The organism is Actinoalloteichus sp. GBA129-24 (assembly GCF_001941645.1).
Classification (GTDB): Bacteria; Actinomycetota; Actinomycetes; order Mycobacteriales; family Pseudonocardiaceae; genus Actinoalloteichus_A; species Actinoalloteichus_A fjordicus.
This window is the reverse complement of record NZ_CP016077.1, coordinates 6,681,312-6,698,978: the sequence shown is the minus strand read 5'-3', so window position 1 is coordinate 6,698,978 and position 17,667 is coordinate 6,681,312. Positions and strand designations below refer to the sequence as shown.

The window sequence follows — 17,667 nt, the reverse complement described above, 5'->3', positions numbered from 1 at the left end:
GCGGTGAGAGCTGATCCGGCGCGTTCCTCGGTGCGGAGGCATCCAACTGAGGGGGCCGCAGTAACATCCTGGAGCCCATCCATTCCGATGCGAACGACGACGAGGTAGATCCGTGCGCACGTACAGCCCGAAGCCTGGCGAGGTGAAGCGCGCCTGGCATGTGATCGACGCCGAGGACGTGGTGCTCGGCAGGCTCGCCACCCAGGCAGCGATTCTGCTGCGTGGCAAGCACAAGCCCAGCTTTGCCCCGCACGTCGATACCGGTGACTTCGTCGTGATCGTCAACGCCGAGAAGGTGGCCCTCACCGGCAACAAGCGGGACAACAAGTTCGTCTACCGCCACAGCGGCTACCCCGGCGGTCTGCGGAAGAGGACGTTCGGCGAGGCGCTGGAGAAGCAGCCGGACCGCCTGCTGGAGAAGACCATCAAGGGCATGCTCCCGAAGACCCGGCTCGGCCGGGCGATGGCCAGCAAGCTGAAGGTCTACGCAGGCTCCCAGCACCCCCACGCGGCGCAGGCGCCGCAGGCGTTCGAGATCGGCAAGGTGGAGAAGTGACCGCCCCAGAACATGGTTCGGAAGAGAACACGGTGAACGACGCCGTCGAGACCCCCCAGGGCGAGACCGTCGAGACGCCGGAGGCCGTTGAGGCCGAGGCCGTCGAGGCTCCGGAGGGCGAGGCCCTCGAGGGCGAGGCCCACGAGGGCACTGACGACGTCGAGGTCGCCGAGGACGGCGAGGCCCCGGTCGACGAGGCGTTCGAGTCGGACGAGGAGCACCTCTTCGAGGACGAAGAGGCCCCCGTGGCCTTCGTCAGCGGCCCGGTGCAGACGGTGGGCCGTCGCAAGGAGGCCGTGGTCCGGGTTCGCCTGGTGCCCGGCTCCGGCGAGTTCAAGCTCAACGGCAAGGCGCTCGAGGAGTACTTCCCGAACAAGGTTCACCAGCAGCTCATCAAGGAGCCGCTGGTGACGCTGGAGAAGGTCGACGCCTTCGACGTCTTCGGCAACCTGCACGGCGGCGGCACCTCCGGCCAGGCAGGCGCGCTGCGGCTCGCCATCGCCAGGGCGCTGATCGAGGTCGACGCCGACGACCGTCCGGCTCTCAAGAAGGCCGGTTTCCTCACCCGCGACTCGCGGGCCAAGGAGCGTAAGAAGTACGGCCTGAAGAAGGCCCGTAAGGCGCCTCAGTACAGCAAGCGCTGATTCGGGTCCTGCTTCTGGGCAGGCAGTGAGCGGGAGCAGTCATCGCCGAAGGGCGAGGGCTGCTCCCGTTGTCGTCTGTGTTCCCTGCGGCGCCTTCAGCGCGGCGCGATGAGGAGGTTTCTTCGACCATGGCCCGGCTCTTCGGCACCGACGGAGTGCGTGGACTCGCCAACGCGGATCTGTCCCCGGAACTCGCACTGTCCCTGGCCTCGGCGGCTGCCGAGGTGCTGTCCGAGCATTCGGAGAGCCGTCGCCCGGTCGCGGTGGTCGGCCGTGATCCCAGAGCGAGCGGGGAGATGCTGGAGGCGGCGGTCACCGCAGGCCTCAGCGCCGCGGGCACCGATGTGCTGCTGGTCGGGGTCCTGCCCACGCCTGCGGTCGCCTACCTCGTCGGCGAGCTGAGTGCCGACTTCGGCGTGATGATCTCCGCGTCCCACAACCCGATGCCGGACAACGGCATCAAGCTCTTCGCCGAAGGCGGCCACAAGCTCCCCGACGCGCTCGAGGACGAGATCACGGCGCGGCTGGGGAAGGCGGTGCGCCGTCCGACGGGTGCCTCGATCGGCCGGGTGCGGCCGGTCGCCGACGCGGACAGCCGCTACGCGGACCACCTGCTGGTCGCCACCCCGCAGCGGCTCGACGGCCTGCGGGTCGTCGTGGACTGCTCGCACGGCGCCGCGTCCTTCGTCGCCCCCGACGTGTTCCGCCGGGCGGGTGCGGAGGTCATCGCCCTGCATGCCGAGCCGGACGGCCGCAACATCAACGACGACTGCGGCTCCACGCACATGGACCACCTGCGCGAGGCGGTGCGCAGGCACCAGGCCGACGTGGGCATCGCCCACGACGGCGACGCCGACCGCTGCCTGGCCGTCGACGAGACGGGCGAGCTGATCGACGGCGACCAGATCCTCGCCGTGCTGGCGCTGGCCCTGCGGGAGACGGGCGAGCTGGTCGAGGACACCCTCGTCGCCACGGTGATGAGCAACCTGGGGCTGCATCTGGCCATGCGGGAGAACGGGATCACCCTGCGGACCACCGCCGTGGGTGACCGATACGTGCTGGAGGAGCTGCGGGCGAACGGCTTCTCGCTGGGCGGCGAGCAGTCGGGCCACGTCGTGCTGCCCTCGCACGCCACCACCGGCGACGGCCTGTTGACCGCACTGCGGCTGATGGCCCGGATGGCCTCCACCGGCAAGCCGCTGTCCCACCTGGCCTCGGTGATGCGCAGGCTGCCGCAGGTGCTGATCAACGTCACCGTCGCGAACAAGGCCTCGGTGGCCGAGGCACCGGAGGTGGCCGCAGCCGTCGCGGAGGCGTCGGCCGAGCTGGGGGAGAACGGCCGCGTGCTCCTCCGCCCCTCGGGCACCGAGCAGATCGTCCGGGTCATGGTCGAGGCGACCAGCCAGGACGTCGCCGAGGCTACGGCCCGCAGGCTCGTCGAGGTCGTCTCCTCGGTGGGGTGACACGTCGTTCTCCACTGACGCCCGCCCTCGACCCGTGCCCTCTTCAGCGGGGATGAGGGCGGGGATGATGTCAGTTTCGCGTTAGCAAGTAGTTGGAAGGTGTCCCCCCGCAGCGCCCGTCCGCCTGCGATCCTGGGAACCGGAGATCGGACGGCCGCGTCGGAGTCGTGGACGCGCTCGTTGACTTGACGACGTGATGAATGAGGACGGGGGGCCCGTGAGCGACAATTACCAGACGACCCTGGATGAGATGTCGGCTATCGGTGGGCAGATCGAGGGAGAGGCCGAGGCGATCGATGAGCAGGCGACCGCGCTGGCGCAGAGCGTGCTCGGCCCGAGTGACTTCGGTGGGGAGAACTACCATTCTTATGGTGAGAGCTATGCTGCCGGTGTAGATGACAATCTGGTGAAAGCAGTTCAAGAATACGCTCGTCAGGCGCGTGCGCTCGCGGAGAACATCACGCAGTCTTACCGGACTTATTCGGCACTTGAAGACGATGAGGCCGCGCGTATGCAGGAGCTGGGCTGACCGTGCTGATGAGGGTGGAGTGAGACGAGCATGGCAGACAATCGTAGGAGTGAAGTCGACGAGTCCATTTCCGATGCGGAAGTGCAGCGGATTCTAGACGATCCGGGTATACCGGACCACTTGAAGACGCAGATCATCGGGGAATGGGCCGGTACCTACCGGGGGAGCTCCGACGGCGATCTTCCTGATCATGTTCAGGATTACGTCGACCGCTATGATGCTGCCGACGCGGTCGAGACCTATCGGCACGGTCGTGAGGCGGACAGCAAGACTGAACCAGACCGTAAGCTGGGCGATTACTACGATAACTCGCACGAGGGCATCGCAGAGCTGGACCTCATGGATTCCATCGAGGAAGCTCGCGGAATCGAGGAATCCCTCGAACGACGGGCGGGGAATCGGGGCCACCTCGATAGCGCGGCGAATGCGCACGACAGCGGCAACCCGTCGGGCGACGCTACTTCCGAGCCGATGTTCAACGCAGGTGCGGTCGGACTGGAGTTCTTCCACAACTTCATTCCGCAGTACAACGACTGGGCGGGGGCGTCGCTCGACTACGATGCGATCTGCCGCAGCTATGACGAACAGCGCGAGGTGGCCTTCGGCAGGCTCCAGGCCGAGGTCGACCGGCTGAACAGTGCCTATGATGCACTGGACACGATTCGCGAGAATCTGCGCGGCCACGGCAGCGCGCTTGCCCAGGTCTGGTCCGGGGGGGCAGCCGCCCAGGCGCAGAATCAGATCCACAACTTTCTGACTAATTCCGACACTTTCATGGCGAAGTTCAAGGAGTTGGCCACCACTCTCGAGTCATCCGCGTTGGCGGCGGAAGAGGCCTGTTACTATAAAGCAGATTATATGTGGGTCTTCGAGCCGGATGCGACGGAACTTGGTGGCTCGTATTCGCCGAATCAGGTTGCGCTCTTGATCAAGGTCGCCCGCAAGGAGGCCAATGATGAGGAGCTGGCCTCGATTGCCAGTCAGCTCGGCGTCGAGTACGACACCGGAGGCTGTGGGAACAACGTCCCAGACTCGGTGAGGGACGAGGCTGCCTATGAGGCGAATCGCTGGCTCAATGCCTGGCTGATCCCCCGAATGGAAGGCCACAAGGCCCAGTTCGACGATGCATGCATCGCCACGGACGGGCTGCTTGTCGAGGCTTGGGGCCAATTGAATGACGCCTTGGCCGACATCGGACCTGAGATCTTCGACGCGGTCAGCCAAGGCGGCGGCGACGGTAGTGGCGGCGACGGTAGTGGCGGCAACGGTTCCGGCGGCGGCATGCCCGACTCTGGTGCGGGCGGTGGCGGTTCCGGCGGCGGTTCCGGTGCGGGCGGCGGCGGTGCGCCCCCGATGCCCGATCTGCCGCCCGGCGGCCTGCCCACGCCGCCGGAGACCCCGGAGATCCCGGACCCCGGTCCGATGCCGGAGATCGGCGACCTCCCGCCCGGCCTTGAGAGCCCGGACGGGCCCGGTACCGGCACCCCGGAAGACCCCTTCCGAGTGCAGCCGGACGTGCCCGGCGGCCCGGTCACCATCGAGAACGGCGAGGACGAGATCACCGTCAACCCGCCCGGTGACGACGGTCAGGTGGAGCTGGAGATCGTCGGCCCGGACGGCGAGAAGCAGAGCTACGAGATCGACTTCGGCCCCGGCGGTCCCGGCACGGTCCCCGGGCAGTACCAGACGATGCCCGACGAGGCGTCGTTCGGACCCGGAGCGCCGAGCACGATGCCGGGCGGTCCGACGGCTCCGGTGCAGGTCCCCGGCGGGCCGGATGGTCTCGCAGGCTGGGAACGGCCCGGCGAGGACGGGCCGCAGCCGATTCAGCCGGACGCGGACGGCCGGGCAGTCATCCAGGACGGCGACTCGACCATCAGCGTGCAGCCTGCTCCGGCAGGTCAGCCAGGCCACCTGATCACGGTGGAGGACGCCGAGGGCAACTCCACCAGCTACCTCACCGAGTTCGGCAGCGGCGATCCACTGGCCGACCGGGTCGGCAACGGCCTGCGGGATCAGCCGTCGGGCTTCCAGACCATGCCCCACGCGGTGAACCCGGACTTCCGCCCCGGCGGTGGCGAGGGCCCTCGCTTCGAGGGAACGTGGCAGAGTCCGACCGGCGAGCAGTCGCAGCCGATCGGCGCCCAGGGCTTCGGTGGGGGGAATCAGCAGGCCCAGTTCGGCCCCGGCGGAACCGGCGGGTTCGGCAATGACGTGCCGCAGGCGCCGGGTGCCGGTCAGGGCGCTTTCGGCCCGCCGCAGACGATGCCTGCGGGCGCGGGCGGATTCGGACCTCCGCAGGGCTTCACCCCGCCCGGCTTCACCCCGCCAGAGGGCTTCGGCCCGAGCCCCGGTGGCGGTCAGGACGGCGGCCCGCCCGGCATCTCGGCGGCGGCCGCACACTCCTCGGGACCGGGGATGCCCGGCCCGTCGGGGGCGCCGCAGGGCTTCGCGCCGGGCGGTGGCGCTGCCGCGCAGTGGGGGCCGCCGAGCGACGTCCCCGGCATGGCACCCTCCACCAGCACCCCGCAGGCGCCGCCTGCGGGCCAGGCGGGCTTCGGTGTGCTGCCAGACAGCGGCCAGCCCGGTCAGCCGGGCCAGGCAGCCGCGGCAGGGTCGGGCGGCGGCCAAGGCGCAGCGGGTGGCGGCATGATGGGCGGAATGGCGGGCGGCGGCATGGGCGGCGGTGGCGGCGGCCAGGGCGGCGGCGAGAACCAGGAACGCGGCGCGAGTCAGTGGCGGGTTCAGGGCGAGCTGTTCGACGCGGGCGAGGCCGCGAAGACCACCAACCGGATTCGCGCACTGCTCGGCGACGATGACTGACCAGAGGGCCAGGACTGGCAATGAGGGAGAGGGGATCGGTGGAAGGACGGGCTGCCCGACTTCGCGCTGAGTTCGACTCCCGGCTGCGCTCCTTACGGGAGAACCGGGAGTACTACCGCGACAAATCCGCACAGATGAACAAGGACGCTGCGGAGGCGACCAAGAAGACCACCGACCGCTGGGGCAAGCGGATCAGTGCTTTGCAACGGTGGGCGAAGGAGAAGGAGAAGCGACAGGCCGATCCGTTCGGCAGGCAACACACGGAACAGACCCTCAATGTCGACTACGACGCCGACGAGATGCGCGACGCCTCTGCGGAGATCGACGAGATGGAACGGGTCATCGAGGCCGAGGCGGCAGGCGCCGGATATCAAGGCGTGCAGTCCGGTCCTCTTTCCGAGCCCACGCCGTTGAGGGCTGAGCCGCCGCATCAGCCGCCGCCGGTCGCCCGTCCCGCGCCCGAGTCGTTCCGTGCGTCCGCGCGGCGTCGTGCAGAGGACGATGACGACGATTACTCGACGGGTAACTGGCTCCAGTAACAGGCCGATCCGGAGGCTCGTCGGTTTTCTCGGCGTTCGATGACGGTGTCGGATCGTGCTCGACGAAGAGGGGTGTGCGCGGATCACACCCCTCTTCGCATGGTCGGGGAGTCCTGCCGACCGAGCCGCCGAAGCCTGACCGTTCCGATCGCTGCCGTCAGCCCGGCCGAAGGACGAGACCCGCCCAGGGGACACGGGGCCGGGCTCGAGAGACCGGTCTGTCTTCTCCTCGGCTCAAAATCTCGGCGGCGGCCCGGCCTGCGGGCCCGGTGGGGGTGCCATCGGCATGCCAGGACCGGGACCGCCGAGATGACCGGGGCCCGGCCGCGGCTGCCCCGGTCCCGGGCCGCCCTGCCATCCCGGTCCACCGGGGCTGACGGGGCCTGCCGGTCCACCGGGGCCCGCCGGTCCATTCGATCCCAGGTGCGACGGTGCCGACTTGTAGGTGGCGGCCCAGCTCAGCGGCGGGACGAAGGGCAACACGAACAGGGCGAGCGCCCCCAGGCCCAGACAGACGGCCATCACCCAGTCACCGGTGTCCGGCGGCTCGCTGGTCCCGCCGAAGACGACGCCGACCAAGACCCCGATCCCGATGCCGCCGAGGACGATGAGTATCTGAGCGACGCGCCGGATCAGACTGATGAACGCGACACCGAGGAGGGGGAGGATGACCGAGGCCGCCGCCATCATGGTGTACGAGTTCATGAACCAGTTGACTGGGAAGAAGATCAGGAAATTGGTGAAGATGAGGGCAGGCGTCACAGCGATCACGACGAGCACCATGCCGAGAATCAGTGATCCGATCGAGGGCGGACGTGGTCCTCGGCGCGGGGGGCGGGGTCCGGGTGGGAACCCGCCTGCCGGTCCGTTCATGCCGGGGCCCGGCATCCCATAGGCAGGTGGACCGAACTGCGGGGGCGGCCCGGGGGTGTGAGCCTGCGGCATCGGGCCGCTCGGCGGTCCGCCGAAGCCTGGTCCTTGCTGCCGGTGGTCGCCTGGCGGATACGGCCCGACGGGTGGTCCTGGCTGTGACATGTCCTGCTCCCGAATTGTGCTCGTCGACGTGAGTGCCTCAGGCTGTCGCCCGCGGGCGTGGAAGAGTCCTCCCCCACCGGCTGGTGGCGGGTCGGCAGTTGTCTGCCGCCGGGTGCCGTCTCGGTCGGCCGCGCGGAGCGACGTCGGCGGTGCGGTGCGAAGCGCCCGCCCCGCCCGCCGGTCGTCATGGACCTTGCTGCCGTCTCGTCATCTGATCTCACCAGCCGGGTTCATCGACCCTGCATCGATTGCGGCGGTCCGGTGGGCATCGGCCCCGGTCCGGTGCCGGGCCCGCCCGGATATCCGACCGGCCCGGTGGTCGGGTCGGACATCGGCGGCCTGCCTGCCGTCTTGCGCGCCGCACGGGAGAGCGGCGGCACCAGGGGCAGAACGATCAGCGCGACGGCACCCGCTGCCGCGCTTGCGGACAGCCAGATCGGCATGGACGTGGGATCGCCGACCAGACCGACGAAGGCGACGAATCCGGAGAAGCCGCCGCCGAGAACGATGATCAACACCTGGCTGATCCGGCGGCCGTAGTGGATGAGCGCCGCGCCGAGAATCACGATCAGACAGGCGATCCCGCTCAGCGGAGCAGGCGCGAAGAGTCCGAAGCCCGAGGAATTCCACTCCAGCATCGCGGGAATGCCGAGTATCGCCAACGGCATCGCCGCCAGACAGACGAGCAGGATGCCGAGGACGAGCATGCCGATCGACGGTGGCCCCGACGGCGCGGGTCTGCCTGCCGGGCGCGGCATCCCGCCGCCCGGCGGCCCGAACGCTCCCGGCGGCCCGAAGCCGCCCGGTCGGGGACCGCCGAACCGGGGACCTCCGGGGCCGCCGGGAGGCCCCGCGACACCGCCGTGGGGACCGTTCTGCGGCGATCCGCCCGCGAACCCCGGCGGTCCGCCCGCGTAGGGGCCTCCCGGCCCCTGCACAGGCGGCCCCGGCGGGTGCTGTGGTGGTAGCGACATGTCCTGCCCCCGAACTCGGCGTCGTCGATGTGCGAGACGTGATCGGCCAAGGCTATCGATCGCGTGGTGTGAGCGAGGTCCGGCGGCGGATCGAGGACACGGTGTCGGGTCCGGGCGGACACGGGACTGGGTGAGGCGGACCGGCACGCCGAGGATTGGAACGTGGTCGTCGGTTCGGACGACCGTCGGCTGCGGCGCGGGTCTTGGAGCTCCGGACGGCAGTGTCGGCCGTCCGGAGCTCCACTGTGGTGCGCCGGCGGCGCCGGTCGGTTCGGAGCTTCCTGCGGCGGCCTGCCGTACGGCTGTGCGGCTGCCCGGATGCATCGGAGACGGCGGCTGGGCCCGAGCGCATCCACAGACCGTGCGAGCCGAGCCGTCCCTGCGCCGCTGCTGCGCTCGGCGCCCGAAACGGGCGGATGGATGAGCAACCCGAGGGTGCGGACGATTCGGCGACCTGCCGGGGCCCTGCTCCGCTTTCGTCCGACCTCGGAGGAGGCTGGCCCGTCGCGATACACGCTGTCACAGCGTGCGACCGGGACCCGCCTCGCCGACCGTGGGGCGTGCCGCAGTGCCGTCGGCACCGGCCGGGACGGCGCGCGATGCGGCGGATCAGCTCGCTTCGGCGAGCTTCGCGCCCGGCAGGCTGCGCCTGCTGAACTCCAGCTGCGCCCCGGGCACGTCGTTCTCCAAGAGCGGGTCCATGTCGCGGTTGCCGGTGAGTACCCGGAGCAGGAACGCGGTGGTCAGCGCGGTGGCCAGCCGTCGGGGGCCTCGGGAGGCGCGGCCGTCCATCAGCAGCTCGCTCCAGTGCCGCCCCTCGGTGACGCCGAGGTGATCCGCCTTGGTCAGCGTGCGGAGTTGGACGGGCCCGGCCCAGCCGTGGGCGAGCGGCTCAGCGGTGGCCTCCGGCGGGGCGACCCGGTCCTCAGCGCCCGCCAGGTGCAGCGCGGGCACGCGGACGCCGGCGCCCGTGCTGATCGCCGACGGCCGGGACTCGGTCGGTGAGATGGTCACCACCGTGCGGATGCGCGAGTCTTCTGCGGCGGCGATGACGGCCGCCCCGCCGCCGAAGGAGTGACCGACGACGCCGAGCCGGTCGGCGTCGATGCTGATCCGACCGTCGCCCAGCCGTACCCCGGTGCACACGTCCAGTGCGGTGCACAGGTCGGCGGCGAAGAGCCGGTGCGAGGGCAGCGGACCGCGCTGGGTGGCCGGGGCGGCGACCACGATGCCCCAGGACGCCAGATGTCGGAGCATGGCTCGGTACCTCGGCAGCGGCTGCATCCAGCCGTGCCCGAAGGCGACGGCGGGCAGGTCAAGGCCTCGGCGTGGCGTGACGACGAGGCCGGGCAGACCGACCAGGGCAAGATCGCCGTAGAGCACCTGATGCGGTCCGGGCCTGCTCAGCTCGGCGAGCAGCTTCTTGGCGGGGGCGGCCATGAACGACGACGGTAGTCGATCAGGCGGTCGAGGGCCGCGCTGACCCGGCTTCCGACGGCTCGGTCGGGCAGCGGACAAGATCCACACTGGTCTATACCAAAACTCGCCCGAGTGAGCGTGCTACCTGCGACGATGCGGGAGTGTCGTAGGCGAGGAGAGTGCGCCGCTGCCGGCTTACGCTGTGGCTGTGTGCGGAATCGTCGGATATGTGGGCCATCAGCAGGCACGTGACGTGGTATTGGCTGGTCTGCGGAGGCTGGAGTACCGGGGCTATGACTCTGCGGGCATCGCCGTGGTCGACGGCGGGCTGGCGGTGGAGCGCAAGGCCGGTCCGCTCCGCAATCTGGAGACACGCCTCGACGAGGTGGGGCGGAAGAGGTTCGACGGGACCACCGGTATCGGGCACACGAGGTGGGCGACCCACGGTGCGCCCACGGACCGCAATGCCCACCCGCACACCGATGCTGCGGGCCGGGTCGCCGTCGTGCACAACGGCATCATCGAGAACTTCGCCCAGCTTCGCGCCGAGCTCGAGGCGGCGGGCGTGGAGATGGCCAGCGACACCGACACCGAGACCACCGCGCATCTGATCGCCCGCGCCTACCTCGGCATCGACGGCGGCGACTCCGAGGGAGACCTTCCCTCGGCGGTGCGCGCGGTGTGCCGCAGGCTGGAGGGTGCGTTCACCCTCGTCATCACCCACCTGGACGAGCCGGACATGATCGTCGCGGCTCGCCGGTCGTCCCCGCTGGTCGTGGGGGTCGGCGACGGCGAGACCTTCGTGGCCTCCGACGTGGCCGCCTTCATCGAGCACACCAGGAACGCGGTGGAGCTCGGGCAGGACCAGGCCGTCGTCATCACCCGGGACGGCTACCAGGTCACCGACTTCCACGGCACGGAGATCACGCCCAAGACCTTCCGCGTCGACTGGGACCTCGCCGCCGCCGAGAAGGGCGGCCATGAGTACTTCATGCTCAAGGAGATCGAGGAGCAGCCGGAGGCGCTCGCCAACACCCTGCGCGGCCACTTCGCCGACGGCCGGATCGTCCTGGACGAGCAGCGGCTCGCCGATCAGGACCTCCGCGAGATCGACAAGGTCTTCGTGGTGGCCTGCGGATCGGCCTACCACTCCGGTCTGGTCGCCAAGTACGCGATCGAGCACTGGTGCAGGCTTCCGGTGGAGGTCGAGCTGGCGAGCGAGTTCCGTTATCGCGACCCCGTGCTGGACCGAGACACGCTGGTGGTGGCGGTCTCCCAGTCCGGTGAGACGGCCGACACGCTGGAAGCCGTCCGGCATGCCAGGGAGCAGAAGGCCAGAGTGCTGGCGGTCTGCAACACCAACGGGGCGCAGATCCCCCGCGAGTCCGACGCGGTGCTCTACACCCATGCAGGCCCCGAGATCGGGGTCGCCTCGACCAAGGCCTTCCTCGCCCAGATCGCGGCGAACTACCTGGTCGGCCTGGCACTGGCAGGCGCACGCGGTACCAAGTACCCGGACGAGGTGGCCAGGGAGTTCCACGAGCTGGAGGCCATGCCGGAGGCGGTCAGCCGGGTGCTCGGCACGACGGGTCACGTGCGGGAGCTGGCGAGGGGCCTCGCCGACTCCAAGGCGGTGCTCTTCCTCGGCAGGCACGTCGGCTACCCGGTGGCGCTGGAGGGCGCGCTGAAGCTCAAGGAACTCGCCTACATGCACGCCGAGGGCTTCGCGGCGGGTGAGCTGAAGCACGGCCCGATCGCGTTGATCGAGGAAGGGCTGCCCGTGGTGGTCGTCATGCCGTCCTCGAAGGGCCGGGCGACGCTGCACTCGAAGCTGCTCTCCAACATCCGGGAGATCCAGGCGCGCGGCGCGCAGACGATCGTCATCGCCCAAGAGGGTGACGAGACGGTCCGGCCGTTCGCCGATCACCTCATCGAGGTGCCTGCGGTGTCGACGCTTCTCCAGCCGCTGGTGTCCACCGTCCCCCTGCAGATCTTCGCCGCCGAGATCGCCAAGGCCAGGGGTTACGACGTCGACAAGCCGCGCAACCTGGCGAAGTCCGTCACGGTCGAGTGAGCCCGTTTCCGCCTCTCGTCGCCTGAGGACGTGCGAGGGGAGGCGGGAGCACCGCCGGCCTGCGCAGGCCGTCCTCGGCGGGCTGATGCGCGGCGGGCAGGCGTGCCGCCAGTGTCGTCCTCGTGGGCGGTGGTCGCCCCGACGTGTCGCCGCGCGGAGCCTCGGCCCGTCGCCGCGCGGAGCCTCCGCCCCGACGAGCCCGGTTCCTCCGCGACGCGCAAGCGAGGTCGCCTCGAACGGACTTCCAGCCCGGCCTGGCAGGCTGACCGTCATGATCGTGGGGATCGGCACCGACCTGGTGGGCGTGGTCCGGTTCGAGGCCGTCATCGCCCGTACCCCGGACCTGCTCGACCGGGTGTTCTGCCCCGAGGAGCGAATCACCGGATCGGGCGGCGACCGGTCGGCGCGGTCGTTGGCGGCGCGCTTCGCGGCCAAGGAGGCGGCGGCCAAGGCACTCGGCGCCCCGGCAGGCTGTGGATTCCGTGACTGCGAGGTGGTCACGGCGGCCGACGGCAGGCCGACGCTGCGGATCACCGGCGTCCTGGCGGAACACGCCGCCCGCCTCGGCGTGCTCCGCTGGCATGTCTCGCTGACGCACGATGCGGACCTCGCCGCCGCCATCGTGATCGCGGAGGCCGCCGAGCCGGGGCCTGCGGCGACCGGGCCCGCGCGGGCCTGAGTGCGACCGGCTGCTGCCGCGCACGCCGGGGATCTCCGGTCGAAAGGTGCGTCACCGGGCTTCGGTCGTCAGGATGATCGTCGGGTGTGCTGAACAGTCGCGGTCTTTGAGGAAGGAAGCCGGATGCGCGGAGTGTGGACCGCCGACCAGGTGCGGGCGGCCGAGGAACGACTGATCGAGCAGGTTCCCGAGTCGACGCTCATGTATCGAGCGGCCTTCGGCGTGGCCGTCGCCGCCTCGGACCTGCTCCGGGAGCATGTGGGCCGGGTCTCGGGCGCACGGGTGGTGCTGCTGGTCGGCGCGGGCAGCAACGGCGGCGACGCGCTCTGGGCCGGGGCCTTCCTGCGGCGCCGCGGAGTGCGAGTGGACGCCGTGCTGCTCGCCCCCGACCGGGCGCACCCTGCCGGGCTGGCCGCCCTGCGCGCGGCGGGCGGACGGGTGCTGGCGGTGACGGGGTCGCGGTCCGGCGGCGTGGCCTCGGCCGAGTCGCACTCGGCGGGCTCGGACTCGGCCGAGGCCGCCGCCGAGGTGACGGCGCGGGCGGACCTGGTCGTCGACGGGATCGTCGGCCTGTCGGCTCGCGGCCCGCTACGGCCCGCCGCCGCCGCGCTCGTCGAACTCGTCACCGCCCCGGTGCTCGCGGTGGACCTGCCCAGCGGCGTCGACCCGGCCACCGGCGAGGTCACCGGACCTGCCGTCTCGGCGACGCGCACGGTGACCTTCGGCGGGCTCAAGCCCTGCCACGTCCTCGGCGCGGGTGCGATCCACTCCGGACGGGTCGACGTCCTGGACATCGGCCTGACCGAGGAGCTGGGTACGCCGGAGCTGTCCCTGCTCGACCCCGCCGACCTGCGTCGCAACTGGCCGGTGCCCGGCCCGCAGGACGACAAGTACAGCCAGGGCGTGGTGGGCGTCGCGGCGGGCTCCGCCGTCTATCCGGGTGCCGCCATCCTCGTCACCGGGGCGGCGGTGCACGCGACCTCGGGCATGGTGCGGTACGCGGGTCCGGCCGCCGACGTCGTCCGGGACCACTGGCCGGAGGTCGTCGCCACCGGGACCGTCGCCGACGCCGGGCGGGTGCAGGCCTGGTCGGTCGGGCCGGGCATCGGCACCGGCGAGTCGGGTCGTGAGGTCCTCCGCCACGTCCTGCGGTCCGGGCTGCCCGCCTGCGTCGATGCCGACGCCATCACCCTGCTCTCGCAGGACGAGACGCTGTGGGACCTGCGCGATCCCGGTGTTCCGCTGGTCCTGAGCCCGCATGCGGGGGAGTTCGCCAGGCTGTTCGGCCCGGTGGGAGCGGACCGGGTCGCCTCGGTCCGCCGGGCTGCGGCGCACTTCGACGCGGTCGTCCTGCTCAAGGGCAACACCACGGTCATCGCCGCGCCGGACGGGCGGGTCCTGGTCAATCAGGCGCGGGCCTCGTGGGCGGCGACGGCGGGTTCCGGGGACGTCCTCTCCGGGCTGATCGGCGCGTTGCTGGCCTCGGGGCTCGACCCGTGGGCGGCGGCGGGCAACGCGGCGCTGCTGCACGCCTCGGCCGCCGACCTGGCCGCGCGGGGCGCACCCATCGGCGCCTCCGCCCTGCTCGCCGCCGTCCCCGCCGCGATCCGTCGATTCCGACGCGCCGAGGACTGAGGCTCTCGCGTCGGCGGGCGGCCGGGGCGGGACCGTCGTGCAGGCGGCGCCCGGCAGGTCGGCGCCGACCGGGCGCCGGGACATCCTCGGCTGCGGACCACGGCGGCTCGCCCCAGACGTGCGCGCCGACTCAGCTCACCCGTCTGCCGCGTTGTGACACCATGGCCGGGTCATGGACGCACATCACACGGTGCCTCCGTCTCGGGCCGAGCTGGTCGTGGACGCCGAGGCGATCAGACACAACGTCGCCCTGCTGGCCGAGACGGCTCGGCGCTCCGGCGCCGCGACGATGGCCGTGGTCAAGGCCGACGGCTACGGACACGGCGCGCTGACCGCCGCGAACGCCGCGCTGGCAGGCGGCGCGACCTGGCTGGGGGTCCGCTCGCAGGCCGAGGCCCTCCAGTTGCGTGCGGGCGGTGTCACCGCCGACATCCTGTGCTGGCTGCACGAGCCGGAGGAGGACTTCACCGAGGCGGTCCGGCAGCGGGTCACCCTGTCGGCGGCCACCCCGGCCACGCTCCGCGCCGTCATCGCCGCCGCACGCCGGACGGGGACCCCGGCCGCCGTCCATCTGAAGATCGACACCGGGCTGAGCCGCAACGGCGCGTCTCGGGAGGACTGGCCGAGACTGGTCGCCGAGGCCGCCGAGGCCTCGCATGCGGGGCACGTCGCCGTCGGCGCGGTCTGGTCGCATCTGGCGTGTGCCGACGAGCCGGGGCACCCGTCGATCGACGCCCAGGCGGCTCGCCTCGACGAGGCCTACCGGGTGGCATGCGCTGCGGGACTCCGGCCGATGAGACACCTGGCGAACTCCGCCGCCACCCTCACCCGGCCCGACCTGCACTTCGACCTCGTCCGGCCGGGCATCGCCTGTTACGGCCTGAACCCGGTGCCCGGCCACACCTCGGCGCCGCTGCGTCCGGCGATGACCCTGCGCAGCACGGTGGTGCTGGTCAAGCGGATCTCCGCCGGAGAAGGCGTGTCCTACGGGTTGACCTGGGCCGCCGAGCGGGACACGACGCTGGCCCTGGTCCCGGTGGGTTACGCCGACGGCGTGCCCCGACTGCTCTCGGGCCGGATGTCGGTCTGGCTGGCGGGGGCGCGACGGCCGATCGCGGGCCGGATCTGCATGGATCAGTTCGTGGTGGACTGCGGTGACGACACCGTCGAGCCGGGGGACCCGGTCGTCCTGTTCGGTCCGGGTGATCACGGCGAGCCCACCGCGACGGACTGGGCGGACGCGATCGGCACCATCGACTACGAGATCGTCACCGGGATGCACCGGCCGAGGGGACGTCGGGTCGTCGTCGACGGAGCGAATGCCGCCGTCGACGGAGGCGAGGCACGTCCCGAGCACCACGCGGAGGCGGACGAATGAAACCGTGGCATGTCGTGGGCGTCGTCGGCGGCCTGGTCGGCGCGGCCGTGGGTGGTGCCGTCGTCGGCGTCGCCGCCCAGAGCGCCCGGCTGGCCGCCCAGCGCGCAGGCGAAGCGGACCCGCTGGCTGACGAGCAACTGGGAATGCTGGCACCCGATCGCGAGTACACGGTGGCCGCCGACGACGGACTGCCGATCGCCGTGGAGGAGGTGGGCCCCGCCGACGGCGGCGAGCCCGAACTCACGGTCGTCCTGGTGCACGGCTACGTGTTGGACCGCCGGTGCTGGCACTTCCAACGGCGCGACCTGCCGTTGATGACCGATCCTCGGGTCCGGGTGATCTCCTACGACCAGCGCAGTCACGGCCGGTCCGGCCGGGCGCGGCTGGCGTCGTCGACGATCGAGCAGCTCGGCCGTGATCTGGCGGGGGTACTGCGGGTGGCCGCGCCGGAGGGTCCGTTGGTGCTGGTCGGGCACTCGATGGGCGGCATGACGATCATGGCGCTCGCCGAGCAGTACCCCGAGCTGTTCCTCGAGCGGATCAAGGGCGTCGCCCTGATCGGCACGGCGGCGGGCGAGCTGGGGAAGTCCGGCCTGTCCCGGTCGTTCCTCAACCGGCGCAATCCGATGACGAGGGGCCTCGGACGGGTGGCCTCCTGGCAGCCTGGGCTGTTCGAGATGGTCCGACGCGCGGGCGGCGGGATCACCAGGAGCGGGGTGCGCTCGATCGCCTTCGGCGACCGGAAGGTCAGCCCGTACCTGGTCGACCTGATGGCGGAGATGATCACGTCGACGCCGTTGCAGGTCGTCACCGACTTCCTGGAGACGCTGGGCACCCACGATCGCTATACGGCGCTGGTCGGGCTGCGGCACTGCGAAGTGCTGGTGTTGGCGGGCGACGCCGACCGGATCACCCCGTTCTGGCATTCGGAGGTCATCGCCAGAGAACTGCCGAACGCGGAGTTCGTCCGGATCGAGGGCGCGGGGCACATGGTGATGCTGGAACAGGCGGACCGCTGCACGGAGGCCGTGCGGCAGCTCGTGCGCAGGGTCAGCGGCAGGCGCCGGGCGCCGATCCGACCGGAGGAGGCCGAGGCGTGATCGACGACGCGACCGCAGCAGACCTGCCCGGCCGGAGCGTGTCCCCCGCCCGTTCCGGCGCCGAGGGCCGCGTCGCCGACGGCACGGCGGCGGCCGTGGAGCGACGCCGGACCCTGCCCACACCCGCCGACACCCATGCGCTGGGGCAGCGGCTGGGCGGGATCGTCGAGGCAGGCGATCTTGTGGTGCTGGCAGGCCCGCTCGGCGCGGGCAAGACGGCACTCACCCAGGGCATCGGTGCCGGGCTGGGCGTCCTCGGGCGGGTCACCTCGCCGACCTTCGTCATCGCTCGGCTGCACCGTCCCGCGCCGGACGGGCGTGGGGTGGCGCTGGTGCACGTCGACGCCTACCGGCTCGGCGGGTTCGGCGAGCTGGAGGATCTCGACCTCGGACTCGACCTCGACCAGGCCGTGGTCGTCGTGGAATGGGGGGAGGGGCTGGCAGAGACGTTGACCGACGAGCACCTGCTCATCAGGATGGACCGCCGACCCGACGACACGCGCGAGGCGATGCTGCTCGCGGGCGGCCCGACCTGGGCTCGGCGGCTCGCCACGCTCTGAAGCCGGTCTGTGATCCCTGCTGTCGGAGTTGCGCGGTGATCGGGCGCGGGTCGCGATCGTGTGTGCCTGTCGGTAGTGGTCTGCTGCCCGTTCGACCTGTCCCAGGGCGGCGGCGAGGTGACCGAGGTGTTGTGCGGTGGGGCCGAGGGTGAGCAGCCCGCTGCCTGCCCCCGCGAGTTCTCCTGCAGCCGGGAGCGGTCGTTCATAGAGCCGTGCCATCGTCGGCCGGTCGGCTGCCCTGATCGCGATCATGGCGTGC

Annotated in this window: 15 protein-coding genes; 12 read left to right on the top strand and 3 right to left on the bottom strand. The window is 71.1% G+C overall.

Annotated elements, in window-relative coordinates:
• Positions 1-112: 112 nt before the first annotated feature.
• The 6 genes from rplM to UA75_RS28725 all read left to right on the top strand — a co-directional run bounded on the left by rplM (position 113) and on the right by UA75_RS28725 (position 6,554).
• Complete coding sequence (gene rplM, locus UA75_RS28750; protein ID WP_075742900.1) at positions 113-556, top strand: 50S ribosomal protein L13; 444 nt, start codon at positions 113-115, stop codon at positions 554-556.
• Positions 553-1,200 carry a 30S ribosomal protein S9 gene (gene rpsI / locus UA75_RS34820; RefSeq protein ID WP_157434487.1) on the top strand — a complete coding sequence of 216 codons (648 nt, stop codon included), beginning with the start codon at positions 553-555 and terminating at the stop codon, positions 1,198-1,200. The genes rplM and rpsI overlap by 4 nt, the downstream gene beginning before the upstream one ends.
• 128 nt (positions 1,201-1,328) lie before the next feature.
• Positions 1,329-2,663: a phosphoglucosamine mutase gene (glmM, locus tag UA75_RS28740; protein ID WP_075742899.1), complete on the top strand. Its 1,335-nt coding sequence runs from the start codon at positions 1,329-1,331 to the stop codon at positions 2,661-2,663.
• Positions 2,664-2,880: 217 nt separating this feature from the next.
• Positions 2,881-3,192: a hypothetical protein gene (locus tag UA75_RS28735; protein WP_157434486.1), complete on the top strand. Its 312-nt coding sequence runs from the start codon at positions 2,881-2,883 to the stop codon at positions 3,190-3,192.
• A gap of 30 nt (positions 3,193-3,222) precedes the next feature.
• Positions 3,223-6,015 carry a WXG100 family type VII secretion target gene (locus tag UA75_RS28730; protein WP_157434485.1) on the top strand — a complete coding sequence of 931 codons (2,793 nt, stop codon included), beginning with the start codon at positions 3,223-3,225 and terminating at the stop codon, positions 6,013-6,015.
• 20 nt (positions 6,016-6,035) lie between these two features.
• Positions 6,036-6,554 carry a hypothetical protein gene (locus tag UA75_RS28725; protein ID WP_075742896.1) on the top strand — a complete coding sequence of 173 codons (519 nt, stop codon included), beginning with the start codon at positions 6,036-6,038 and terminating at the stop codon, positions 6,552-6,554.
• Positions 6,555-6,788: 234 nt separating this feature from the next.
• Here the strand turns inward: UA75_RS28725 and UA75_RS28720 are convergent, their stop codons facing one another.
• The 3 genes from UA75_RS28720 to UA75_RS28710 all read right to left on the bottom strand — a co-directional run bounded on the left by UA75_RS28720 (position 6,789) and on the right by UA75_RS28710 (position 10,003).
• Positions 6,789-7,325: a hypothetical protein gene (locus tag UA75_RS28720; RefSeq protein WP_157434484.1), complete on the bottom strand. Its 537-nt coding sequence runs from the start codon at positions 7,323-7,325 to the stop codon at positions 6,789-6,791.
• A 494-nt stretch (positions 7,326-7,819) separates the two neighbouring features.
• The gene (locus tag UA75_RS28715) at positions 7,820-8,296 is read right to left on the bottom strand and encodes a hypothetical protein (RefSeq protein ID WP_075742894.1); all 477 of its coding nucleotides are present in this window, start codon (positions 8,294-8,296) and stop codon (positions 7,820-7,822) included.
• Between the two features lie 876 nt (positions 8,297-9,172).
• Positions 9,173-10,003: a dienelactone hydrolase family protein gene (locus UA75_RS28710; protein ID WP_075742893.1), complete on the bottom strand. Its 831-nt coding sequence runs from the start codon at positions 10,001-10,003 to the stop codon at positions 9,173-9,175.
• Between the two features lie 187 nt (positions 10,004-10,190).
• On the opposite strand from UA75_RS28710, the gene glmS reads away from it, so the two are divergent.
• From glmS to tsaE, 6 genes are all read left to right on the top strand, one after another.
• Positions 10,191-12,056, top strand: coding sequence for a glutamine--fructose-6-phosphate transaminase (isomerizing) (glmS, locus tag UA75_RS28705; protein WP_075742892.1), 1,866 nt, complete (start codon positions 10,191-10,193; stop codon positions 12,054-12,056).
• 271 nt (positions 12,057-12,327) lie between these two features.
• On the top strand, positions 12,328-12,735 hold the full coding sequence (locus UA75_RS28700) for a holo-ACP synthase (RefSeq protein WP_075742891.1): 408 nt from the start codon (positions 12,328-12,330) through the stop codon (positions 12,733-12,735).
• 123 nt (positions 12,736-12,858) lie between these two features.
• The gene (locus tag UA75_RS28695; RefSeq protein WP_075742890.1) at positions 12,859-14,370 is read left to right on the top strand and encodes an NAD(P)H-hydrate dehydratase; all 1,512 of its coding nucleotides are present in this window, start codon (positions 12,859-12,861) and stop codon (positions 14,368-14,370) included.
• A gap of 172 nt (positions 14,371-14,542) precedes the next feature.
• Positions 14,543-15,748, top strand: a complete 1,206-nt coding sequence (gene alr, locus UA75_RS28690; RefSeq protein ID WP_075742889.1) for an alanine racemase — start codon at positions 14,543-14,545, stop codon at positions 15,746-15,748.
• On the top strand, positions 15,745-16,848 hold the full coding sequence (locus tag UA75_RS28685) for an alpha/beta fold hydrolase (RefSeq protein WP_083683735.1): 1,104 nt from the start codon (positions 15,745-15,747) through the stop codon (positions 16,846-16,848). Before alr ends, UA75_RS28685 begins: the two co-directional genes overlap by 4 nt.
• A 95-nt stretch (positions 16,849-16,943) precedes the next feature.
• Positions 16,944-17,408 (top strand): tRNA (adenosine(37)-N6)-threonylcarbamoyltransferase complex ATPase subunit type 1 TsaE, encoded by a 465-nt coding sequence (gene tsaE / locus UA75_RS28680; protein ID WP_075744327.1) that lies wholly within the window; start codon positions 16,944-16,946, stop codon positions 17,406-17,408.
• The last annotated feature ends 259 nt before the right edge of the window (positions 17,409-17,667 follow it).

Coding starts and splice junctions, on each gene's coding strand:
- glmM (WP_075742899.1), top strand. CDS start 1,329: ATGGCCCGGCTCTTCGGCACCGACGGAGTGCGTGGACTCGCCAACGCG.
- UA75_RS28730 (WP_157434485.1), top strand. CDS start 3,223: ATGGCAGACAATCGTAGGAGTGAAGTCGACGAGTCCATTTCCGATGCG.
- UA75_RS28725 (WP_075742896.1), top strand. CDS start 6,036: ATGAGGGAGAGGGGATCGGTGGAAGGACGGGCTGCCCGACTTCGCGCT.
- UA75_RS28715 (WP_075742894.1), bottom strand. CDS start 8,296: ATGCTCGTCCTCGGCATCCTGCTCGTCTGTCTGGCGGCGATGCCGTTG.
- UA75_RS28710 (WP_075742893.1), bottom strand. CDS start 10,003: ATGGCCGCCCCCGCCAAGAAGCTGCTCGCCGAGCTGAGCAGGCCCGGA.
- UA75_RS28700 (WP_075742891.1), top strand. CDS start 12,328: ATGATCGTGGGGATCGGCACCGACCTGGTGGGCGTGGTCCGGTTCGAG.
- UA75_RS28695 (WP_075742890.1), top strand. CDS start 12,859: ATGCGCGGAGTGTGGACCGCCGACCAGGTGCGGGCGGCCGAGGAACGA.
- alr (WP_075742889.1), top strand. CDS start 14,543: ATGGACGCACATCACACGGTGCCTCCGTCTCGGGCCGAGCTGGTCGTG.
- UA75_RS28685 (WP_083683735.1), top strand. CDS start 15,745: ATGAAACCGTGGCATGTCGTGGGCGTCGTCGGCGGCCTGGTCGGCGCG.